Annotated in this window: 18 protein-coding genes and 2 riboswitches; of the genes, 8 read left to right on the top strand and 10 right to left on the bottom strand. The window is 71.2% G+C overall.

From position 1 onward, the window contains the following. Window position 1: 1 nt before the first annotated feature. A riboswitch (TPP riboswitch) is annotated at window positions 2–107 on the top strand. The 4 genes from thiO (at window position 101) to I4Q55_RS07705 (ending at window position 2,659) form a co-directional block, all read left to right on the top strand. Further along, window positions 101–1,174: a glycine oxidase ThiO gene (gene thiO, locus I4Q55_RS07720; protein WP_206785313.1), complete on the top strand. Its 1,074-nt coding sequence runs from the start codon at window positions 101–103 to the stop codon at window positions 1,172–1,174. (Overlaps the previous riboswitch by 7 nt.) Further along, on the top strand, window positions 1,174–1,374 hold the full coding sequence (gene thiS, locus I4Q55_RS07715; RefSeq protein ID WP_206785312.1) for a sulfur carrier protein ThiS: 201 nt from the start codon (window positions 1,174–1,176) through the stop codon (window positions 1,372–1,374). The genes thiO and thiS overlap by 1 nt, the downstream gene beginning before the upstream one ends. Window position 1,375: 1 nt before the next feature. After that, complete coding sequence (locus tag I4Q55_RS07710) at window positions 1,376–2,134, top strand: thiazole synthase (protein WP_206785311.1); 759 nt, start codon at window positions 1,376–1,378, stop codon at window positions 2,132–2,134. 96 nt (window positions 2,135–2,230) lie between these two features. Continuing rightward, a complete protein-coding gene (locus tag I4Q55_RS07705; RefSeq protein WP_086846856.1) occupies window positions 2,231–2,659 on the top strand; it encodes a MarR family winged helix-turn-helix transcriptional regulator in 429 nt (142 codons plus the stop codon). 109 nt (window positions 2,660–2,768) lie between these two features. Here the strand turns inward: I4Q55_RS07705 and I4Q55_RS07700 are convergent, their stop codons facing one another. The 3 genes from I4Q55_RS07700 to thiD (I4Q55_RS07690) form a co-directional block, all read right to left on the bottom strand. Further along, entirely contained in the window at window positions 2,769–3,116 is a 348-nt protein-coding gene (locus tag I4Q55_RS07700; RefSeq protein ID WP_206785310.1) for a hypothetical protein, read from the bottom strand. 65 nt (window positions 3,117–3,181) lie between these two features. After that, on the bottom strand, window positions 3,182–3,985 hold the full coding sequence (locus tag I4Q55_RS07695; protein ID WP_206785498.1) for an ion transporter: 804 nt from the start codon (window positions 3,983–3,985) through the stop codon (window positions 3,182–3,184). A gap of 58 nt (window positions 3,986–4,043) precedes the next feature. Continuing rightward, window positions 4,044–4,871 (bottom strand): bifunctional hydroxymethylpyrimidine kinase/phosphomethylpyrimidine kinase, encoded by an 828-nt coding sequence (gene thiD / locus I4Q55_RS07690; RefSeq protein ID WP_206785309.1) that lies wholly within the window; start codon window positions 4,869–4,871, stop codon window positions 4,044–4,046. A 105-nt stretch (window positions 4,872–4,976) separates the two neighbouring features. On the opposite strand from thiD (I4Q55_RS07690), the gene I4Q55_RS07685 reads away from it, so the two are divergent. Beyond that, a complete protein-coding gene (locus I4Q55_RS07685) occupies window positions 4,977–5,987 on the top strand; it encodes a phosphatidylinositol-specific phospholipase C domain-containing protein (protein ID WP_206785308.1) in 1,011 nt (336 codons plus the stop codon). Here the strand turns inward: I4Q55_RS07685 and thiD (I4Q55_RS07680) are convergent. From thiD (I4Q55_RS07680) to I4Q55_RS07665, 4 genes are all read right to left on the bottom strand, one after another. After that, a complete protein-coding gene (thiD, locus tag I4Q55_RS07680) occupies window positions 5,977–6,774 on the bottom strand; it encodes a bifunctional hydroxymethylpyrimidine kinase/phosphomethylpyrimidine kinase (RefSeq protein ID WP_206785307.1) in 798 nt (265 codons plus the stop codon). The genes I4Q55_RS07685 and thiD (I4Q55_RS07680) overlap by 11 nt on opposite strands. Further along, window positions 6,771–8,408, bottom strand: coding sequence for a phosphomethylpyrimidine synthase ThiC (gene thiC, locus I4Q55_RS07675; protein ID WP_277991849.1), 1,638 nt, complete (start codon window positions 8,406–8,408; stop codon window positions 6,771–6,773). The genes thiD (I4Q55_RS07680) and thiC overlap by 4 nt, the downstream gene beginning before the upstream one ends. Further along, window positions 8,402–8,523, bottom strand: a riboswitch (TPP riboswitch). It overlaps the preceding gene by 7 nt. 38 nt (window positions 8,524–8,561) lie before the next feature. Next, on the bottom strand, window positions 8,562–9,473 hold the full coding sequence (locus tag I4Q55_RS07670) for a S1C family serine protease (protein ID WP_206785306.1): 912 nt from the start codon (window positions 9,471–9,473) through the stop codon (window positions 8,562–8,564). 28 nt (window positions 9,474–9,501) lie between these two features. Next, a complete protein-coding gene (locus I4Q55_RS07665; protein WP_206785305.1) occupies window positions 9,502–10,023 on the bottom strand; it encodes a LysE family translocator in 522 nt (173 codons plus the stop codon). A gap of 160 nt (window positions 10,024–10,183) precedes the next feature. Here I4Q55_RS07665 and I4Q55_RS07660 point away from each other — a divergent pair, with 160 nt between their 5' ends. Continuing rightward, complete coding sequence (locus I4Q55_RS07660) at window positions 10,184–12,349, top strand: glycoside hydrolase family 15 protein (RefSeq protein ID WP_206785304.1); 2,166 nt, start codon at window positions 10,184–10,186, stop codon at window positions 12,347–12,349. 10 nt (window positions 12,350–12,359) lie between these two features. Here I4Q55_RS07660 and I4Q55_RS07655 read toward each other — a convergent pair whose 3' ends face one another. Beyond that, window positions 12,360–12,938 (bottom strand): peptide deformylase, encoded by a 579-nt coding sequence (locus I4Q55_RS07655; protein ID WP_206785303.1) that lies wholly within the window; start codon window positions 12,936–12,938, stop codon window positions 12,360–12,362. A 155-nt stretch (window positions 12,939–13,093) separates the two neighbouring features. Between I4Q55_RS07655 and I4Q55_RS07650 the strand changes: the two genes are divergently transcribed. Together I4Q55_RS07650 and I4Q55_RS07645 are read left to right on the top strand one after the other, a co-directional pair. Then, window positions 13,094–13,402 carry a DUF3263 domain-containing protein gene (locus I4Q55_RS07650; protein WP_003101701.1) on the top strand — a complete coding sequence of 103 codons (309 nt, stop codon included), beginning with the start codon at window positions 13,094–13,096 and terminating at the stop codon, window positions 13,400–13,402. Further along, the gene (locus tag I4Q55_RS07645) at window positions 13,399–14,022 is read left to right on the top strand and encodes a LytR C-terminal domain-containing protein (RefSeq protein WP_242545478.1); all 624 of its coding nucleotides are present in this window, start codon (window positions 13,399–13,401) and stop codon (window positions 14,020–14,022) included. Before I4Q55_RS07650 ends, I4Q55_RS07645 begins: the two co-directional genes overlap by 4 nt. Before the next feature lie 39 nt (window positions 14,023–14,061). On the opposite strand, the gene I4Q55_RS07640 is transcribed toward I4Q55_RS07645, so the two are convergent. Together I4Q55_RS07640 and pssA are read right to left on the bottom strand one after the other, a co-directional pair. Next, window positions 14,062–16,323 (bottom strand): AAA family ATPase, encoded by a 2,262-nt coding sequence (locus tag I4Q55_RS07640; RefSeq protein WP_206785302.1) that lies wholly within the window; start codon window positions 16,321–16,323, stop codon window positions 14,062–14,064. A gap of 212 nt (window positions 16,324–16,535) precedes the next feature. Then, on the bottom strand, window positions 16,536–17,480 hold the full coding sequence (pssA, locus tag I4Q55_RS07635) for a CDP-diacylglycerol--serine O-phosphatidyltransferase (RefSeq protein WP_206785301.1): 945 nt from the start codon (window positions 17,478–17,480) through the stop codon (window positions 16,536–16,538). Between the last annotated feature and the right edge of the window lie 2 nt (window positions 17,481–17,482).

Raw genomic sequence — 17,482 nt, 5'->3', positions numbered from 1 at the left:
GCGGTGTCCGCACGGGAGCCCGAGGCACGGGCTGAGAGGGAGCTGCCGCTCCGACCGTGGAACCTGATCCGGGTCATGCCGGCGCAGGGAGCGTGATTCCATGACGAACCTGGCAGTGGTGGGCGGCGGCGTGATCGGCCTGGCCACGGCGTGGCGAGCCGCGCGCACCGGCCGAAAAGTCACCCTCTACGACCCCGAGCCCGCCCGCGGCGGCGCGTCCTGGCTGGCCGGCGGCATGCTCGCCCCGGTCACCGAGGCCTGGCCGGGCGAGGAAGACGTCCTGCGCCTCGGCGAAGAGTCGCTGAACCGCTGGCCCGGCTTCGCCCGTGACCTGCGTGATGAGGGCTTCGATCCCGGCCTGGCCGGCCACGGGACGCTCGTCGTCGCCTTCGACAGCGCCGACGCCGGCCACCTCGACATCCTGGCCGGCCACCTGCACACCCTCGGCCGCGCGGCCGAACGGCTCACCGGCCGGGCGGCCAAGCGGCTCGAACCCGGCCTCGGGTCCGTCCGAAGTGGACTCCACGTCCCGGGCGACCTGGCGGTGGACAACCGGAAACTGCTCGACGCGCTGTACGCGGCCTGTGTGAAACACCAAGTCCGGTTCAAGCGCGAGCGCGTCGAAGAACTCCCGGACGCCGACGCCGTCGTGCTCGCCGCGGGCGCCTGGACCGGACGGCTGCACCCGCTGCTCGCCGACGCCGTGCGCCCGCTCAAGGGCGAAATCCTCCGGCTCAAGCCGCGCCGCGGGTGCCTGCCGCCGCCTGCGCACACCGTCCGGGCCGTCGTCGAAGGCCGCCCGATCTACCTCGTCCCGCGCGGCGGCTCCGAGCTCGTCCTCGGCGCCACCCAGTACGAAGCCGGCTTCGACCGGGCTGTCACCGCCCGCGGCGTGCGCGAGCTGCTCGAAGGCGCCGAGCGCGTCTTCCCCGCGATCACCGAGTACGAGCTGACCGAGACCGCCGCCGGCCTGCGGGCCGGCAGCCGGGACGCGCTGCCGTACCTCGGCGCCTTGGACGGCGGTGTTTTCGCCGCGACCGGGCACCACCGCAACGGCCTGCTGATGGCCCCGGTGACCGCGGACGCCGTGGTCGCCTGGCTCGAGGGGGACGAGCCGCCCGAAGGCACCGCGGCCGCGTCCCCCGCCCGCCTGCACCAGAAGGAGCACGTGTGATGGAGATCAAGCTCAACGGCGAATGGACGGCGTTCCCGGACGGCGCCACCGTCGCCGACGTCCTCGACGCGTCCGGCGGGCAGCGGCCGGGGATCGCCGTCGCGGTCGACGGCGTCGTCGTCCGCCGCGCCGACTGGGCGGCCACCGCCGTGCCCAAGGGGGCGGTCCTCGACGTGCTCACCGCGGTCCAGGGAGGCTGAAATGGACGAAGAACCACTGGTCATCGGCACGACCAAGCTGACGTCCCGGCTGATCATCGGCACCGGCGGCGCGGCCAACCTCGCCGTGCTCGAACGCGCGCTGGTCGCGTCCGGCACCGAGCTGACCACGGTCGCCATGCGCCGCGCCGACGCCGAGGGCGGCTCCGGCGTCCTCGAGCTGCTGAAACGGCTCGGCATCGAGCTGCTGCCGAACACGGCGGGCTGCCGGACGGCCGCCGAAGCCGTGCTCACCGCGCAGCTCGCCCGCGAGGCGCTGGAAACCGACCTGATCAAGCTCGAGGTGCACGCCGACGACCGGACGCTGCTGCCGGACCCGATCGAGACCCTCGACGCCGCCGAACGGCTGGCCGCCGACGGGTTCACCGTGTTCGTCTACACGAACGACGACCCGGTGCTCGCGCTGCGCCTGGAGGAGGCCGGCTGCGCGGCGGTGATGCCGCTGGGCGCGCCCATCGGCACCGGCCTCGGCATCCGGAATCCGCACAACATCGAGCTGATCGTTTCGCGCGCGGGCGTCCCGGTCATCCTGGACGCCGGAATCGGCACGGCCTCGGACGCGACGCTGGCGATGGAGCTCGGCTGCGACGCCGTCCTGCTGTCCACCGCCGTCACCCGGGCGGCCGACCCCGAGCGGATGGCGTCGGCGATGCGTTCCGCTGTCGTCGCCGGTCACCTGGCCCGGGGCGCCGGGCGCGTGCCGCAGCGTTTCTGGGCGAAGGCGTCGAGCCCACCCCGGTGAACCCGGGTTGGTAACACCGACCGTAACCGCGAACCCGTAAGGTGGACGGCACTTTCCGGCGCACCCGCGGCGGGGCGAGCGCAGAAGGAGCCAGCCGTGACGAGCACATCGGTCCAGGACGTCTCGGGCAGGTTGTACCTCGCCGTGGGCAGGCTGTCCCGGTCACTGCGGCAGGCAGGCGTGCCGGGGCCGGGCCACGGCGCCATCTCGGCGCTGGCGACGCTGGTGCACGCGGGCCAGCTCCGGCTCGGCGACCTCGCGGCCAAGGAAGGCGTGGCCGCGGCGACGATGTCGCGGATCATCGCGTCCCTGGTCGAGGCCGGGTACGTGAGCCGCGAGTCCGACCCGGTCGACCGGCGCGCATGGCTGGCGAAGGCGACCGAAGAGGGCGAGCGGCTCGTGTCCGGCGTCCGGTCGACGCGGGTGCAGGAGCTCAACCGGCGGCTCGACCGGCTCTCGCCCGACCACCGGGAGGCGCTGCTGGCCGCGTTGCCGGCGCTGGAAGCCCTGATCGCGGACGACTGAGCCGGGAATCAGTCCTCGGACGGCAGATCCCAGTCGCCCAGCAGCCGGTCGGCGTCGCGGCGCGCTCGTGCTCTCCGCACCAGCCCCAACGCGGTGAAGACGAGGACGGTCAGCGCCAGCACCCCACGACGGCGAACCCCACGACGATCCATGGGGCGGCGGTCGGGTCGCTTTTGGTGAGTTCTTCGACCCGCGCGTTGTCCGGGGCGTCCGGCAGGCCACTCGGGCCCGAAACCCGGTCCCCCGGCTTGAGCAGCGTCGTGTCGTCCACGAACTCCTCGAGGCTGTGGTAGCCCGCGCCGTCGGGTGCCACCAGCAGGCAGTCGCGCGTCCCGCGTTTGCAGGCGATGACCATGGGCACGAAGTCGACGTCGTTGTGCCACTCGCGATGTGCCAGCAGGTTCACCGTGGAGAGCTGGGGGTCTTGGCCCGCGAACGTCTCGACGGACTTGATCACGGCGTCCTTCGAAGGGTGTCCGGTCGACTGGGGAGCGTGTCCGCATCCGGCCCCCAGGATCGTTCCTACGCGGCCTTCTGGCGCAGTTCGGCCAGCTCCGCGCGCAGGGCGCGGAGCTCTTCGAGGATCTCCTGGTTGGCGGCGGCCTGCGCTTCGGCCTGCTTCGCCTCTTCCTCGCGGATGTCCTGGCGCAGCTCGTCCTCCATGCCGCTGACCACGACGGCGATGAAGAGGTTCAGCACCGCGAAGCTGGACACCAGGATGTAGACGACGAAAAAGATCCAGGCCATGGGTGCCTGTTCCATGATCGTCTTGGCGATGTCCGGCCACGCCTCGCCGGTCATCACCTGGAACAGGGTGAACAGCGACGTGCCGAGGTCGCCGAAGTCGCCGGGGTCGATGGTGCCGAACAGCTTGGTCGCCATCACGCCGGCCACGAAGATGATCAGCCCGAGCAGCGCGGCGATCGACGCCATGCCGGGGATCGCGGCGAGCAGCCCGGAGACGACCTTGCGCATCGACGGCACCACCGAGATCAGCCGCAGCACCCGGAGCACGCGCAGCGACCGCAGCACCGCGAACGGCCCGGTCGCCGGGATCACCGCGATGCCGACCACCAGCAGGTCGAAGACGTTCCAGTTGTCGCGGAAGAAGCCGCCGCGGTAGGCGTAGAACTTCGCCAGCAGCTCGGTCACGAAGATGCCGAGCGCGATGTGGTCGAGGACGTGCAGGAGGCCGCCGTAGCCGTCCATGATCGACGTCGACGTCTCCATGCCGAGTGTGACCGCGTTGAAGACGATGACGGCGATGATGAAGTTCTGGAAGCGGCGGCCCTCGAGGACCTTCGCCACGCGCTCGCGCCCGGTCACGGCCGCCCCCTGCTCGGTCAAGGATCAGTAACCGCAGGGATGGTAACCGGGTGGTCGCTCAGCGCTCCTCGGGAGCCAGCCGCCAGAAGGCCGACACCGGGCCGACCTTCGCCCCCATCGGGTAGGCGTGCTCGACCGCGTGGGACACGAACCACTTGCCGTACCGCGCGGCCTCGACCACGGACATCCCCTTGGCCAGGCCCGCCGTCAGCGCCGACGCCATCGTGTCGCCCGCGCCGTGCGTGTGCGGCGTCGAATACCGCTTCCCCGGCAGCTCCACGAACGTCGAGCCGTCGAACAGGAGGTCGACGCACTCGGGGTCGGCCTGCAGGTGGCCGCTCTTGACCAGGACGTACCGCGGGCCCATCCGGTGCAGCACCACCGCCGCGGTGTGCATGCCCTCGCGGTCGGTCACGGTCATCCCGGTGAGCAGCCGGACCTCGTCGAGGTTGGGCGTCAGCACCGTCGCGCGCGGCAGCAGCTCGTCGCGCAGGGCCACCAGCCCGGCTTCGTCGAACAGCGGGTGGCCGTGCATCGACGCCGCCACCGGGTCGACGACGAACGGGATCTCTTCGTCCCGCCCGATCCCCGCCTTGTCACACGCAGCGGCGACCGCGTGGATGATCTCGGCCGAGGCCAGCATGCCGGTCTTCGCCGCGCCGACGCCCATGTCCGCCGCCACGGCCTCGATCTGCCCGGCCACGATGTGCGGCGGCAGGTCGGCGCGGTCGTGCACGCCGAGGGTGTTCTGCACGGTGACGGCGGTGACCGCGACCAGGCCGTGCACGCCGCAGGTCAGGAAGGTGCGCAGGTCCGCCTGGAGTCCCGCGGCACCGCCGGAGTCCGACCCGGCGATGGTCAACGCGGTCGGCAGGCTCGTCGTCATGGTGTTTTCCCGACTTCTGGTCTAGGCCAATCAGCCTCTTTTGCTTCATCAACAGTCAACCACGGTGAGACATTGTGAAGGTTACTCACGTTTGAAGGAGCCTGGATGAAGCTCTTCTCGGTGGCAATCCTCACGGCGGCGCTCGTGCTCTCCGGGGCGACGACCGCGAACGCGGACAGCCCGAAGCTCTCGCACGTCACAACGGTCGGCGTGCACAACACCTACGACCCGGCGGCCTACGGCTACCTCGCCCAGGCGCTCGACGCCGGCTCGTCGCTGATCGAGCTGGACGTCTGGCCGAACTTCATCACCCACGAGTGGAAGGTCAGCCACTCGAACCCGTTGGGGAACAACAACAACTGCGTCGCGGCCACCTCGGCGGCTCAGTTGTACTCCGGCGGCAAGAACAAGAACCTCGAGTACTGCCTCGACGACATCCGGATCTGGCTGGCCGCCCACCCCGGGCACCCGCCGATCACCCTGAAGCTGGAGATGAAGACGGGCTTCTCCGACAACACCGGCATGGGCCCGGACGAGCTGGACGCCACGTTCCGGGCGCACCTCGGCAGCGTCGCCTTCCGCCCGGCCGAACTGCTCGGCGGCTACGCGACGCTGGACGACGCGGCCAAGGCGGACAACTGGCCTTCGGTGGACGCGTTGCGGGGCCGGGTGATCTCCGAGATCATCCCGGGCACGGTCGAGGAGGGGAACCCGACCGACACGCTGAAGACCGACGTCGAGTACGCGCGTTACCTCGTCGGTCTCAAGAACGCGGGCAAGCTCGGCGACGCGAACATCTTCCCGACCGTGCACGGCGCGGCCGGCGGTGACCCGCGGGACAAGTACACCGCCGACCTCAAGCCGTGGTTCGTCGTCTTCGACGGCGACGCGAACGCGTGGGTCACCCAGACCGGGCCGTGGTGGTACGACGCCAACCACTACTACCTCGTGATGACGGACGCGCAGAACGTCGCCCCGCCCATCGACGGCCACAACCCGACGGTCGACCAGGCCAACCAGCGCGTCGCCGACTTGGCGAAGCAGCACGCGTCGGTGGTCACCGCGGACTGGACCGGGCTCACGACGGTGCTGCCGCAGGTGTTGCCTAGGGGCTGAGCACCCAGAACGGCGAGACCGGGCCGACACCCGCACCCAGCGGGTAGGCCTCGGCCACGCACCTTTCGATGAACTTCTTCCCCGCGGCGACGGCGTCCGGCACCGAGGCGCCCTTCGCGAGTGACGCCGTGATCGCGGACGCCAAGGTGTCGCCGCCGCCGTGGGTGTTCTCCGTGACGTACCTCGGGCCGCTCAGCGAGATGTACTGGCGGCCGTCCGTCAGCAGGTCGACGCACTCGGTCGTGCCCCGCATGTGGCCGCCCTTGACCAGGACCCACCGCGAGCCGAAATCCAGCAGCGCTTCGGCGGCCGCCCGTTGGGATTCCTCGTCCGTGACGGAGATTCCCGTCAGCAGGCCGACCTCGTCGAGGTTCGGCGTGATCAGCGTCGCGCGCGGGAACAGCTCCGTGCGGATCGCCTCCAGGGCGTCCTCGCGCAGCAGCGCGTGGCCCGTCATCGACGCCGCCACCGGGTCGACCACGAACGGGAACTCCCCGATTTCGTCCAGGGTCTTCGCGACCCCGCGGATGATCTCGGCGGACGCCAGCATGCCCGTCTTGGCCGCGTTCACCCCCATGTCCGTGGCCACCGCCTTGATCTGCGCGGTGACCACGTCGGCCGGGATCTCGGTAAAACCCTGTACACCCAAGGAGTTCTGCACGGTGACGGCCGTCATCGCGACCAGCCCGTGGACGCCGTGTGCGAAGAACGTGCGCAGGTCGGCCTGGATGCCCGCACCACCGCCGGAGTCCGAGCCGGCGATGGTGAGGGCGGTCCGTGGTGTCATTGCCCCACCACGGGCAGGTACACCTTGCCGCCGGACTCGGTGAACTCCGCCGACTTCGCCTCCATGCCCGCCTCGATGGCTTCCACAGTGGACAGCCCGTGCTCCTCCGCGTACTTGCGGACGTCCTGCGTGATCCGCATCGAGCAGAACTTCGGGCCGCACATCGAGCAGAAGTGCGCGGTCTTGGCCGGCTCGGCGGGCAGGGTCTCGTCGTGGAACGAGCGGGCGGTGTCGGGGTCCAGCGACAGGTTGAACTGGTCGTTCCAGCGGAACTCGAAGCGGGCCTTCGACAGCTCGTCGTCCCACTCCTGCGCGTACTTGTGCCCCTTGGCCAGGTCCGCGGCGTGGGCGGCGATCTTGTACGTGATGACGCCGGTCTTCACGTCGTCGCGGTTGGGCAGGCCGAGGTGCTCCTTCGGCGTGACGTAGCACAGCATCGCCGTGCCGTACCAGCCGATCTGCGCCGCGCCGATGGCCGACGTGATGTGGTCGTACGCCGGCGCGATGTCCGTCGCCAGCGGGCCGAGGGTGTAGAACGGCGCCTCGCCGCAGAGCTTTTCCTCTAGCTCCACGTTCTCCTTGATCTTGTGCATCGGCACGTGGCCGGGGCCCTCGATCATCACCTGGACGTCGTGCGAGCGCGCGATGTGCGTCAGCTCGCCGAGGGTTTCCAGCTCGGCGAACTGGGCGCGGTCGTTGGCGTCGGCGATCGAGCCGGGGCGCAGGCCGTCGCCGAGGGAGAACGTGACGTCGTACTGCCGCAGGATCTCGCAGAGTTCCTCGAAGTGCGTGTACAAAAAGGACTCTTTGTGGTGCGCCAGGCACCACGCGGCCATGATCGACCCGCCGCGGCTGACGATGCCGGTGACGCGCCGCGCGGTGAGCGGGATGTAGCGCAGCAGCACGCCGGCGTGCACGGTGACGTAGTCGACGCCCTGCTCGCACTGCTCGATGATGGTGTCGCGGTAGACCTCCCACGACAGCTTTTCCGGTTCGCCGTCCACCTTTTCCAGTGCCTGGTAGATCGGCACGGTGCCGACCGGCACCGGCGAGTTGCGGATGATCCACTCCCGCGTTTCGTGGATCCGCTTGCCGGTGGAGAGGTCCATGATCGTGTCGGCGCCCCAGCGGGTGGCCCACACCATCTTGTCGACCTCTTCCTCGACCGACGACCAGACGGCCGAATTGCCCATGTTGGCGTTGATCTTCACGAGGAAGTTCTTGCCGATGATCATCGGCTCGGTCTCGGGGTGCTTGCGGTTGGCCGGGATCACGGCGCGGCCGCGGGCCACTTCGTCGCGCACGAATTCGGGCGTAACCCGTTCGCGGGCCGCGATGTACTCCATTTCGCGGGTGATGACGCCCTGCTTGGCCCAGCCGAGCTGGGTGTTGTGCTCGCGGCCGTCGGCCCAGCCGGCCCGCAGCCGGTGCAGTCCGGAGTGGACATCGATCTCGACGTCGGGATCGGTGTACGGGCCCGAAGTGTCGTAAACGTCGAAGTGATCACCGTTGGAGAGATCGATCCGCCGGACGGGGACGCGGAGCCCGGATTCGGTCTGGTGGTAAGCCTTGCGCGAGCCGGTGATCGGCCCGGTCGTCACACTGACGGCAGCATTGTTTTCCAAGGTCGTCAACGACTTTCACTCCCTACGCCGGCATTACCCGGTCAGGTTCATGCGGTCGGTGACGCCTGCTTGACGCAAGTCACCCTCTCAGCCCGCCATGGCGCGAGCTCCCGCGTTGGTGTTGTGCCCCCGACCATGCCACGCCGACGCGCGATACTCAAGTCAGCCGACCAACTCTGCCGGGGTGGCGTAGACGTCGACCATGGCTCCGTTGCGCAGCACGGTGATCGGCAGTGCGGTGCCGATCACTTCCGCGAACAGCTGACGCTGGATGCCCTGCGCGTCCGACACGCGCGTGCGCCCGACCGTGAGCACGAGATCGCCCGCCTTGAGGCCGGCCCGGTCGGCGGGGCCGCCGGAGACGACTTCGTGCACCCGCAGCCCGGCGCCCTGCCCGGTGCGCTCGGCGACGTCGTCCGGCAGCGGCGCGGGCACGCCGACCACGCCGAGGTACGCGCGCCGCACCCGGCCTTCGACGACGAGCGTGTCGATGATCCGCCGCGTCGTCGCGTTGATCGGCACGGCCAGCCCGAGCCCGAACCCGGCGACGGCGGTGTTGACGCCGACGACCCGGCCGGCGGAGTCGGCGAGCGCGCCGCCGGAGTTGCCCGGGTTGAGCGCGGCGTCGGTCTGGATGACGTCCTCGATCACGCGGGTGGTGCGCCCCTGCCGCACCGGCAGCGCCCGCCCGAGCGCGCTGACGACCCCGGCGGTGACGGTCCCGGAGAAGCCGAGCGGGTTCCCGACGGCGACGACGAGCTGCCCGACGACGAGCCGGTCGGCGTCACCGAGCACGGCGGCGGCCGGTGTCTCGCCCCGGGCGCGCAGCACGGCGAGGTCGGACAGCGGATCGGCCCCGGCGACGTCGAAGGGCACTTCGCTGCCGTCGGCGAAGGTGGCGACACCCTTCCGGTGGTCGCCGACGACGTGGGCGTTGGTGAGCAGGTGACCGTCGCCGGCGAAGACGACGGCGGAGCCGCTGCCCCGCGCGAGCCGCACCCCGGCGACGTGCGGGGTGACCGTCCTGGCGACCGTGCTGACCGCGAGCGAGTACGCGTCCATCGCCTCGTCCATGCGCACCTCGATTACAGCGTTGCAGGTACTACAAGTGTGCGCTCGGTGTGGCGGAAAGTCCGTTCGCCGCTGGTGAACTCATGGAGTACCAGACGATGTCGACCGCGATCCACGCCAGCACGCAGACCACCAGCGCGCCGCTGCCCGCGTCGGCCGGGACGAACTGGGGCAGGAACGACAGGGCGAAGACGCCGGCCTTCGGGTTGGCGATGTTCGTCACCAGCCCGGACCGGTACCCCGTGCCGGGCCGGATCTCCTTCTCCTCGCCGCCGCCCCGGAAGAAGAGGGCCTTGATCCCCAGGTAGATCAGGAACAGCGCGCCCGCGAAGCGCAGGACGTCGTAGGCCGTCTGCGACGCGGCAAGCAGCGCGGTCAGGCCGAAGACGGCGGCGAGGCCCCAGAAGGCGATCCCGGTCTCGATGCCGGCGATGGTGGCGAAGGCGTTGCGCTTCGACCCGCGGGCGGCCTGCTTGATCAGCATGACCGTGGCGGGGCCGGGGACCATCGCGATGAGGAAGGCGGCGGGGATGAACGCGAGCAGGTTCGGCATCGCCTGATCGTGTGACAGCGGCCGCGGCCCGGCAAACGGTTTACCCGGACCGGTGACGGTCAGTGGTTCACCGGATCGGACCATGCGCCGGTGAAGGATCGGCGGCAGACTGCCAAGTCGCTTCTGTAACGGTGCAGAAGCGATCTTCTGTGGGGTTGATATGCGCAAACTCATGTTCGGCGCCCTCGCCGGGCTGCTGGTCACCGGCCTGATCCCGGGGATCGCGGCAGCTCAGGGCGAGGCTCCCGGCGGGCCCGGGGCCCATCCCAGCTGGCTGCCCGCGGACAAGACGGGCTTCGGGACCGCGCACGACCGGTCCAGCAACGTGTGGTTCACCCTCCAGGGCGGGCAGCTGTCCGAGGTCTACTACCCGGACCTGTCGACGCCCAGCGTCCGCTCGCTCAACTTCGTCGTCACCGACGGCCGCAGCTTCGCCGTCACCGACTACTCGGCGAAGTCGCAGCAGGTGCGGCGGACCGACGACGACAGCCTGGTCTACGAGCAGACCATCACCGACGACCAGCACCGCTGGCGCCTCCGCAAGACCTACGTCACCGACCCGGCCGCGACGACCGTGCTGGTCGACGTCGACTTCCGGTCGCTCACCGGGCGGCCCTACCAGCTCTACGCGGTCGCCGATCCGGACCTCACCAACGACGGTTCGGACGACTCGGCCGCCCGCCAGGGTGACGCCGTCACGGCGCAGGACGCGGCCAACGCCGCCGCGCTCACCGCGAAACCCGCGTTCACCAGGACGAGCGTCGGCTACGCGGGCGCGTCCGACGGCAACACGCAGCTCGCGAAGACGTTCAAGCTGGCCGGCTACGACACCGCGGCCAAGGGCAACGTCGTGCTGACCGGCCAGACGAACGCCGACGGCGTCCGCAACCGGCACGTCACCCTCGCCCTCGGCATGGGCGCGAAGGCCGCCGACGCGCTGAAGAGCGCGCAGGCGTCGCAGCGACGCGGGATCCGCGACGTCACGCGCGCGTACGACCGTGGCTGGCAGCAGTACCTGCGCGGGATCAGCAAGCCGCCGTCGTCGCTGAAGACCGACGCCGAGCGCGACCTGTACAAGGCGTCGATGCTGACGCTCGCCGCCAGCGAGGACAAGCACCACCCGGGCGCCTTCATCGCGTCGCCGAGCATGCCGTGGCGGTTCGGCAACAACGACCCGGAGTGGTCGCCGTCCGGTACCTATCACCTGGTCTGGCCGCGTGACCTCTACCAGATCGCGACCGGCCTGATCGCCGGCGGCGACACGGCCGCCGCCAGCCGCGCCGCGACGTACATGTTCGGCACGCAGCAGCAGCCCGACGGGCACATGCCGCAGAACAGCCGCGTCGACGGCGTCCCGTACTGGACGTCGATCCAGCTCGACGAGACCGCGTTCCCGATCGTGCTCGCCCAGCAGCTCGGCCGGAACGACCTGTGGCCCGGCGTCCGCAAGGCCGCCGAATTCATCCTGGGTTATCGCGGCCCCAACGGGCAGCCGTCGCCGTACACCCAGCAGGAGCGCTGGGAGGAGCAGGACGGCTGGTCCCCGTCGACGATCGCCTCGGTGATCGCCGGGCTGGTCTGCGCCGCCGACCTCGCGTCGCACAACGGCGCGCCGGCGGACGCGGCCCGGTACCTCGCCGCGGCCGACAAGATGAAGGCCGACCTGCCGAAGCAGACGGTCACCACGAACGGGCCGCTGTCGAAGGACCCGTACTTCGTCCGGCTCACGAAGGACGCCAACGCGAACAACGGGACGACGTACAACCTCGGCAACTCGAGCGTGACGATGGACCAGCGCGCGGTCACCGACGCGGGCTTCCTCGACCTGGTCCGGCTCGGCATCTACCGGGCCGACGACCCGGTGATCAAGAACAGCGTGCGGGTCACCGACGCCGACATCGCGTTCACCACGCCGACCGGCCAGTTCTGGCACCGCTACACGAAGGACGGCTACGGCGAGCAGGCCGACGGCTCGCCGTGGGACTACACGTTCCCGGCGGAGAGCCGCACCACGTTCGGCAGGCTCTGGCCGCTGCTCGCCGGCGAACGCGGCGAGTACGAGCTGGCGCTCGGCGACAGGGCGTCGGCCGCGCGGCGGCTGCGTGACCTCGGCCGGGTGAGCAGCTCGGCGGAGACCATGCCGGAGCAGGTGTGGGACGAGAACCCGCCGTCCGGGCGGCCCGGCTTCCCGGCCGGCACGCCCACGACGTCGGCGACCCCGCTGGCCTGGACGCACGCCCAGTACGTCCGGCTGGCCTGGGACGTCAAGGCGGGCTCGGTACTGGAGATGCCGCAGGTGGTCCGCTGCCACTTCCTCGGCTGCTGAGCCGCTTGGGTCAGATGACGGCGCCGTCGTCCTCGGGGGTGCGCGGCGGCAGCCACGAGTTGCCCGGCACGCCCCACTTGTTGTGCTTCAGCATCTTCTTCGCCGCGCGCGCGTGGCGGCCGACCAGGCGGTCGAGGTAGATGTACCCGTCCAGGTGATCGGTCTCGTGCTGCAGGCAGCGCGCGAAGTAGCCGGTGCCCTCGACCTCGATCGGGTTGCCCTCGACGTCGAAGCCGGTCACCTTCGCCCACTTGGCCCGGCCCGTCGGGTACGACTCGCCGGGCGCCGAGAGGCAGCCCTCCCAGTCGTCGTCCGGGTCCGGCATGGTCTCCGGGATCTCCGACGTCTCCAGCTTCGGGTTGACGACGACGCCCTTGTGCCGCACGCCCGCGTCGTCCGGGCAGTCGTAGACGAACACCCGCAGATCGAGGCCGATCTGGTTGGCCGCGAGGCCGACGCCCTCGGCGGCGTACATCGTCTCGAACATGTCGTCGACGAGCGTGCGCAGCTTCTCGCCGAACTCGGTGATCTCCCGAGTCGGCTGGTGCAGCACGGGTTCGCCGGCGATCACGATGGGGTGGATGGTCACGGCGAGCCAGTTTAGTCGGACCCCTCTGGTAGACCTGCATCAGACCGTGACGCGCCGACGTCGATGCCCACGTCGGCGGCCGCTTCCGTGGTTGAATGGCGCCCGCGGAGGAGCTAGGTCTGATTCGCCATGACGCCCGATTGAGAGGGACTCGGATGGACGCCGCGGAGTCGATGGCTGAGCCGCAGCCGTCGCCGCCGAAGCCCGTGCCCGGCCTGACCGAACGCGAGGTCGAGATCCTCGCCTTCGAGCGCCAGTGGTGGCGACACGCCGGGGCGAAGGAGAACGCCATCCGCGAACGCTTCGACTTGTCTGCCACGCGCTACTACCAGCTGCTCAACAAGCTGCTGGAGAAGCCGGAGGCGATCGAAGCCGACCCGATGCTGGTGAAGCGGCTGCGCAAGACCCGCGCCGCCCGCCAGCGCAAGCGAGGCGCCCGGCGACTGGGGATCGAGCTGAAATGAGTGTGTTTTCGGGAATGTCCCGGCCGATGAAGGCCGCGGGCGTCGCGTTGATCGGCGTGGCCATCGTCGCCGCCGTCATCGGCGGGATCACCGCGCTCGGCGGGGGCGGCGGGTCCAACGAAGCCGGGCCGAGCGGCACGCCGACGCAGCCGGGCTCGTCCTCGGCACCGCTGTCGACCTCGTCTTCGGCTTCTTCTCCGGCGCCGTCGACCTCGGCGAACCCGTCGTCGCCCACCCCGCCGGCGCCGAGCACGCCGCCGTCCGGGCAGCCGACGTCGGCCCCGCCCGGCCAGCCGGGTGGCGACCAGCAGGCGTCCAACAAGTGGGTGACCGTCCGGGTGTTCAACAACTCGACGATCAAGGGCCTGGCGGACCGGGCGGCCGAGGACTTCCGCGGCAGCGGCTGGAACGTCAACGAGGTCAGCAACTACTCGCAGGGCATCATCCCGACGACGACGGCGTTCTACCGGCCGGGCACCGACGAGGAGGCCGCGGCCAAGCAGCTCGCCGCGGAGTTCGGCATCAAGGCCGAGCCGCGCTTCGAGGGCATCCAGAGCGCGAGCCCCGGGGTGATCGTCATCGTGACGAAGGAATACCAGGCCGGCCACAAGGGCAGCTGAGTTCTCGAAGAGGCGGCCGTCGCTTGACGGCCGCCTCTTTCATTCGCCGGCCTGGGTCTTCGCGTACGCCTCCAGCGCGGCCAGCTGGGCCGGGTCGAGGCTGGGCCGGACCGTCTTCCGGGCCGTCTCCAGGTGCGCCGCGGTGACTTCGCGGGCTTCCAGGGACTCGCGCATCGCCGTCAGCGCCGCTTCGCGGATCAGGGCCGCGCAGTCCGCCGCCGAATAACCGTCCAGAGTGGACGCCACCGCGGCGAGGTCGACGTCGTCGGCCAGCGGGGTGTTCTTCGAGCTGGCCGCGAGGATGGCCGCGCGGGCCTCGGCGTCCGGCGGCGGCACGTAGACGCGGCGCTCGAGCCGGCCGGGCCGCAGCAGCGCCGGGTCGACCAGCTCCGGCCGGTTCGTCGCCCCGAGGACGACGACTTCGCGCATCGGCTCGACGCCGTCGAGCTCGGTGAGCAGGGCGGCGACGACGCGGTCGGCGACGCCGGAGTCGGACGACTGGCCGCGGCGCGGGGCCAGCGCGTCGATCTCGTCCAGGAAGATCAGCGCGGGGGCGGCCTCCGCGGCCCGGCGGAACAGCTCGCGGACCGCGCGTTCGGACTCGCCGACCCACTTGTCCATCAGCTCGGCGCCCTTGACCGCGAAGACGTTCAGCGCGCCGGTGCCGGCCAGCGCCCGCACGAGGAACGTCTTGCCGCCGCCGGGCGGCCCGTAGAGCAGCACCCCGCGCGGCGGTTCGACGCCGAGCCGGGCGAACGAGTCCGGGTACCGCAGCGGCCAGAGCACCGCCTCGGTGAGGGACTGCTTGACGTCGACCATGTTCCCGACGTCGTCCAGGGTCAGCCCGCCGGTGGCCAGGTTGTCCGAAGTGGACATCGAGACCGGCCGGACGGTGGCCAGCGCGTCCAGCAGGTCCTGCTGCGAGATGCGCGGCTCGTCGGTGTCGCGCTGGCGCAGCGCCGCCCGCAGCGCGGCGTCCCGGCGCAGCGCGATCAGGTCGGCGGCGACGAAGCCCGGCGTCCGCTCGGCGAGGACGCCGCAGTCGATGCCGGCGTCGAGCGGGACGTCGCGGAGCAGGACGTTCAGCAGCTCACGGCGGGTTTTCGCGTCCGGGAGGGCCAGGCCGAGCTCGCGGTCGAGCAGGTCGGCGGCGCGCAGCCGCGGGTCGGCCGACTCGGCACGGGCCGTCGTCGCGACGACGGCGAAGCGCTCGCGTTTGAGGGCGGTCCTCAGCTCCTCCAGCACGACCGTGGCCACCGGCGGCGGAGTCGTCGCGGGCAGCAGCGCGTCGACGTCGGTGAGCAGCAGGACCGCGGGGCCCTCGGCGCTCCGGACGGCATCGCGCAGCCGGGCCACGGCGACGTTCGGGTCCAGCACCGCGAGGTTCGGCGCGGCCAGCGGGATGACCTTGATGTCGGCTTCGTGGGCCACCGACCGCACGAGCGTCGCCTTGCCGACGCCTTCGGGGCCGGACAGCAGGACGCCGAGGTGGGCGGGCGCGCCGAGCCGGGCCAGCAGCTCGGGCCGGTGGAAGGCGAGGTCGAACCACTCGGCGAGCTTGCGCGCGGCGGTCTCGGCGCCGATCAGGTCGGCCAGCGGGACGGCGGCCTCTTCAGCCGTGGCCTCGTCCTCGACGACCTCGGCGTCGATCCACTCCTCGGCCGCGGTGACGGCGGACGTGCGCACCAGCGCGGTCGCCGTCCGGGGCGCGGCCGGCTCGGCGGTGCCCGGCCGGGCGCCGCCACGCCAGACGACCACTGTGGACGGTCCGACGGCAACGGTGCCGGCCGGCTCGGTGGCGGTGACGGTGAGCAGCTCGTTCGTCCAGGTCGCGCCGATCGCGCGGGACAGCTGCCCGCGCAGCCCGGCCGGGTCCGACCCCGGCGACGGCGCGAGGTCCTGCGGCAGCAGCGAAACGGCGTCCCCGACGGTGAGGACCTTCCCGATCAGGGCGAGCCGCAGCACGTGCGGGCTCAGCGAGACGCTGGCCAGCCGCGACCCGGCCACGGTGACGGTCTTGGCGGCCGCGACGTCGGCGGGCGCGACGACGACCTCCGAGCCCTCGGTGACGCCGAGGTTCGACATGGTGACGTCGTCGGTGAGCACGACACCGGGCACCCCGGTCTCGTCGGCGGGCGCGGCGAGCGCGGCGCTGACCCGCGCCCCGGTGAGGTGGACGGCATCCCAGGCCCGCAGGCCCAGCGCGTCGAGGACTTCGGGGTGCAGCCGGACGACGCCGCGGCGCGCGTCCAGCGCCGACGGAGTGTGCCGGACGGTCAGCGTGATCTGCGGGTGGCTCACGCCGTTCACCCTAGCGAGCCGAGCGGGTGATGCCCCGCCAATCACGCGTGAAGCCCCTTGGATCACGCGTGATGCCCGCTGGATCACGGTGATCACCGGACGGCTCGGGTGATCAGGACCCGATCTGGCGTGACCCGGGCCGGGTTTCGCGTGATTGGCGGGGTATCTCGCGTGATTGGGGAGGCATCTAGCGTGATTGGCGGGGCATCACGTTACTTGCGGCGGAGGCCGATCTGGCGCCAGGAGCGGCGGCGCTGGCCGTTTTCGGACGTGCCGCGCGGGACGCGGGCCGTTTCGCGGGGGAGGCGGACCGCGCGCATGGCCGCGCCCGCGACGCGGCGGCGCAGGGGCGGGCGCAGGCCGAGGCGGCGGGGGGAGCGGGCGCGGCGGATCGCGCGGCGCTCGCGCGGGGGGACCGTCCAGGCCTCCGGGTGGGCGGCCAGCCAGCGGTGCCGGTGGATCGAATACGGGATGTGCGCCAGGTACAGGACCATCGCCACCAGCAGCGCGACCAGCGGGAACTGGATGATCGCCGCCGCCAGGAGGGCGACGCCCAGCAGCAGCGGGGCGATCGCCTTGGCCGGGGCCTTGACCGTCTTCAGCGACAGCGTCGGGATGCGGCTGATCAGCAGCGCCGCGATGGCGACCGTCCACGCCCACACGACGTACTGCGACGACCACCAGCCCTCGCCCCACTGCAGGTACGCCACCAGCGGCAGCATCCCCAGCAGGCCGCCCGCCGGCGCCGGGACGCCGACGAAGAACTCGCTCGCGTACGGCGGCTGGTCCGTGTCGTCCAGCAGCGTGTTGAACCGCGCGAGCCGCAGGATCATGCAGACGGCGAAGATCAGCGACGCCACCCAGCCGATCCGGTCCGCGCCCGTCTGCCACACGTAGATCACCAGCGCCGGCGCGACGCCGAACGAGATGCCGTCGGACAGCGAGTCCAGCTCCGCGCCCATCTTCGACGTCGCGTCGAGCAGGCGCGCGATCCGGCCGTCGAGGCTGTCGAGCACCGCCGCGATGCCGATCGAGGCGATCGCCATCGCGTAGTTCTTCGTCAGCGCGAACTGCACGGCCGACAGGCCCGCGCACAGCGCCAGCACGGTGATGGCGTTCGGCAGCAGCCGGACGCCCGGGGTGGTCACGCGGACCATCG

Origin of the sequence: Amycolatopsis sp. MtRt-6, assembly GCF_017308975.1 — a bacterium.
Taxonomy (GTDB): Bacteria; Actinomycetota; Actinomycetes; order Mycobacteriales; family Pseudonocardiaceae; genus Amycolatopsis.
Note: the sequence above shows the minus strand (reverse complement) of the source record. Positions and strands in the feature narration are given on the sequence as shown.

What these genes read in the sequence shown, in the direction of transcription:
- thiO (WP_206785313.1), top strand. Translation starts at nt 101, where the DNA reads ATGACGAACCTGGCAGTGGTGGGCGGCGGCGTGATCGGCCTGGCCACG.
- thiS (WP_206785312.1), top strand. Translation starts at nt 1,174, where the DNA reads ATGGAGATCAAGCTCAACGGCGAATGGACGGCGTTCCCGGACGGCGCC.
- I4Q55_RS07710 (WP_206785311.1), top strand. Translation starts at nt 1,376, where the DNA reads ATGGACGAAGAACCACTGGTCATCGGCACGACCAAGCTGACGTCCCGG.
- thiD (WP_206785309.1), bottom strand. Translation starts at nt 4,871, where the DNA reads ATGACGACGAGCCTGCCGACCGCGTTGACCATCGCCGGGTCGGACTCC.
- I4Q55_RS07685 (WP_206785308.1), top strand. Translation starts at nt 4,977, where the DNA reads ATGAAGCTCTTCTCGGTGGCAATCCTCACGGCGGCGCTCGTGCTCTCC.
- thiD (WP_206785307.1), bottom strand. Translation starts at nt 6,774, where the DNA reads ATGACACCACGGACCGCCCTCACCATCGCCGGCTCGGACTCCGGCGGT.
- I4Q55_RS07670 (WP_206785306.1), bottom strand. Translation starts at nt 9,473, where the DNA reads ATGGACGAGGCGATGGACGCGTACTCGCTCGCGGTCAGCACGGTCGCC.
- I4Q55_RS07665 (WP_206785305.1), bottom strand. Translation starts at nt 10,023, where the DNA reads ATGCCGAACCTGCTCGCGTTCATCCCCGCCGCCTTCCTCATCGCGATG.
- I4Q55_RS07660 (WP_206785304.1), top strand. Translation starts at nt 10,184, where the DNA reads ATGCGCAAACTCATGTTCGGCGCCCTCGCCGGGCTGCTGGTCACCGGC.
- I4Q55_RS07650 (WP_003101701.1), top strand. Translation starts at nt 13,094, where the DNA reads ATGGACGCCGCGGAGTCGATGGCTGAGCCGCAGCCGTCGCCGCCGAAG.
- I4Q55_RS07645 (WP_242545478.1), top strand. Translation starts at nt 13,399, where the DNA reads ATGAGTGTGTTTTCGGGAATGTCCCGGCCGATGAAGGCCGCGGGCGTC.
- pssA (WP_206785301.1), bottom strand. Translation starts at nt 17,480, where the DNA reads ATGGTCCGCGTGACCACCCCGGGCGTCCGGCTGCTGCCGAACGCCATC.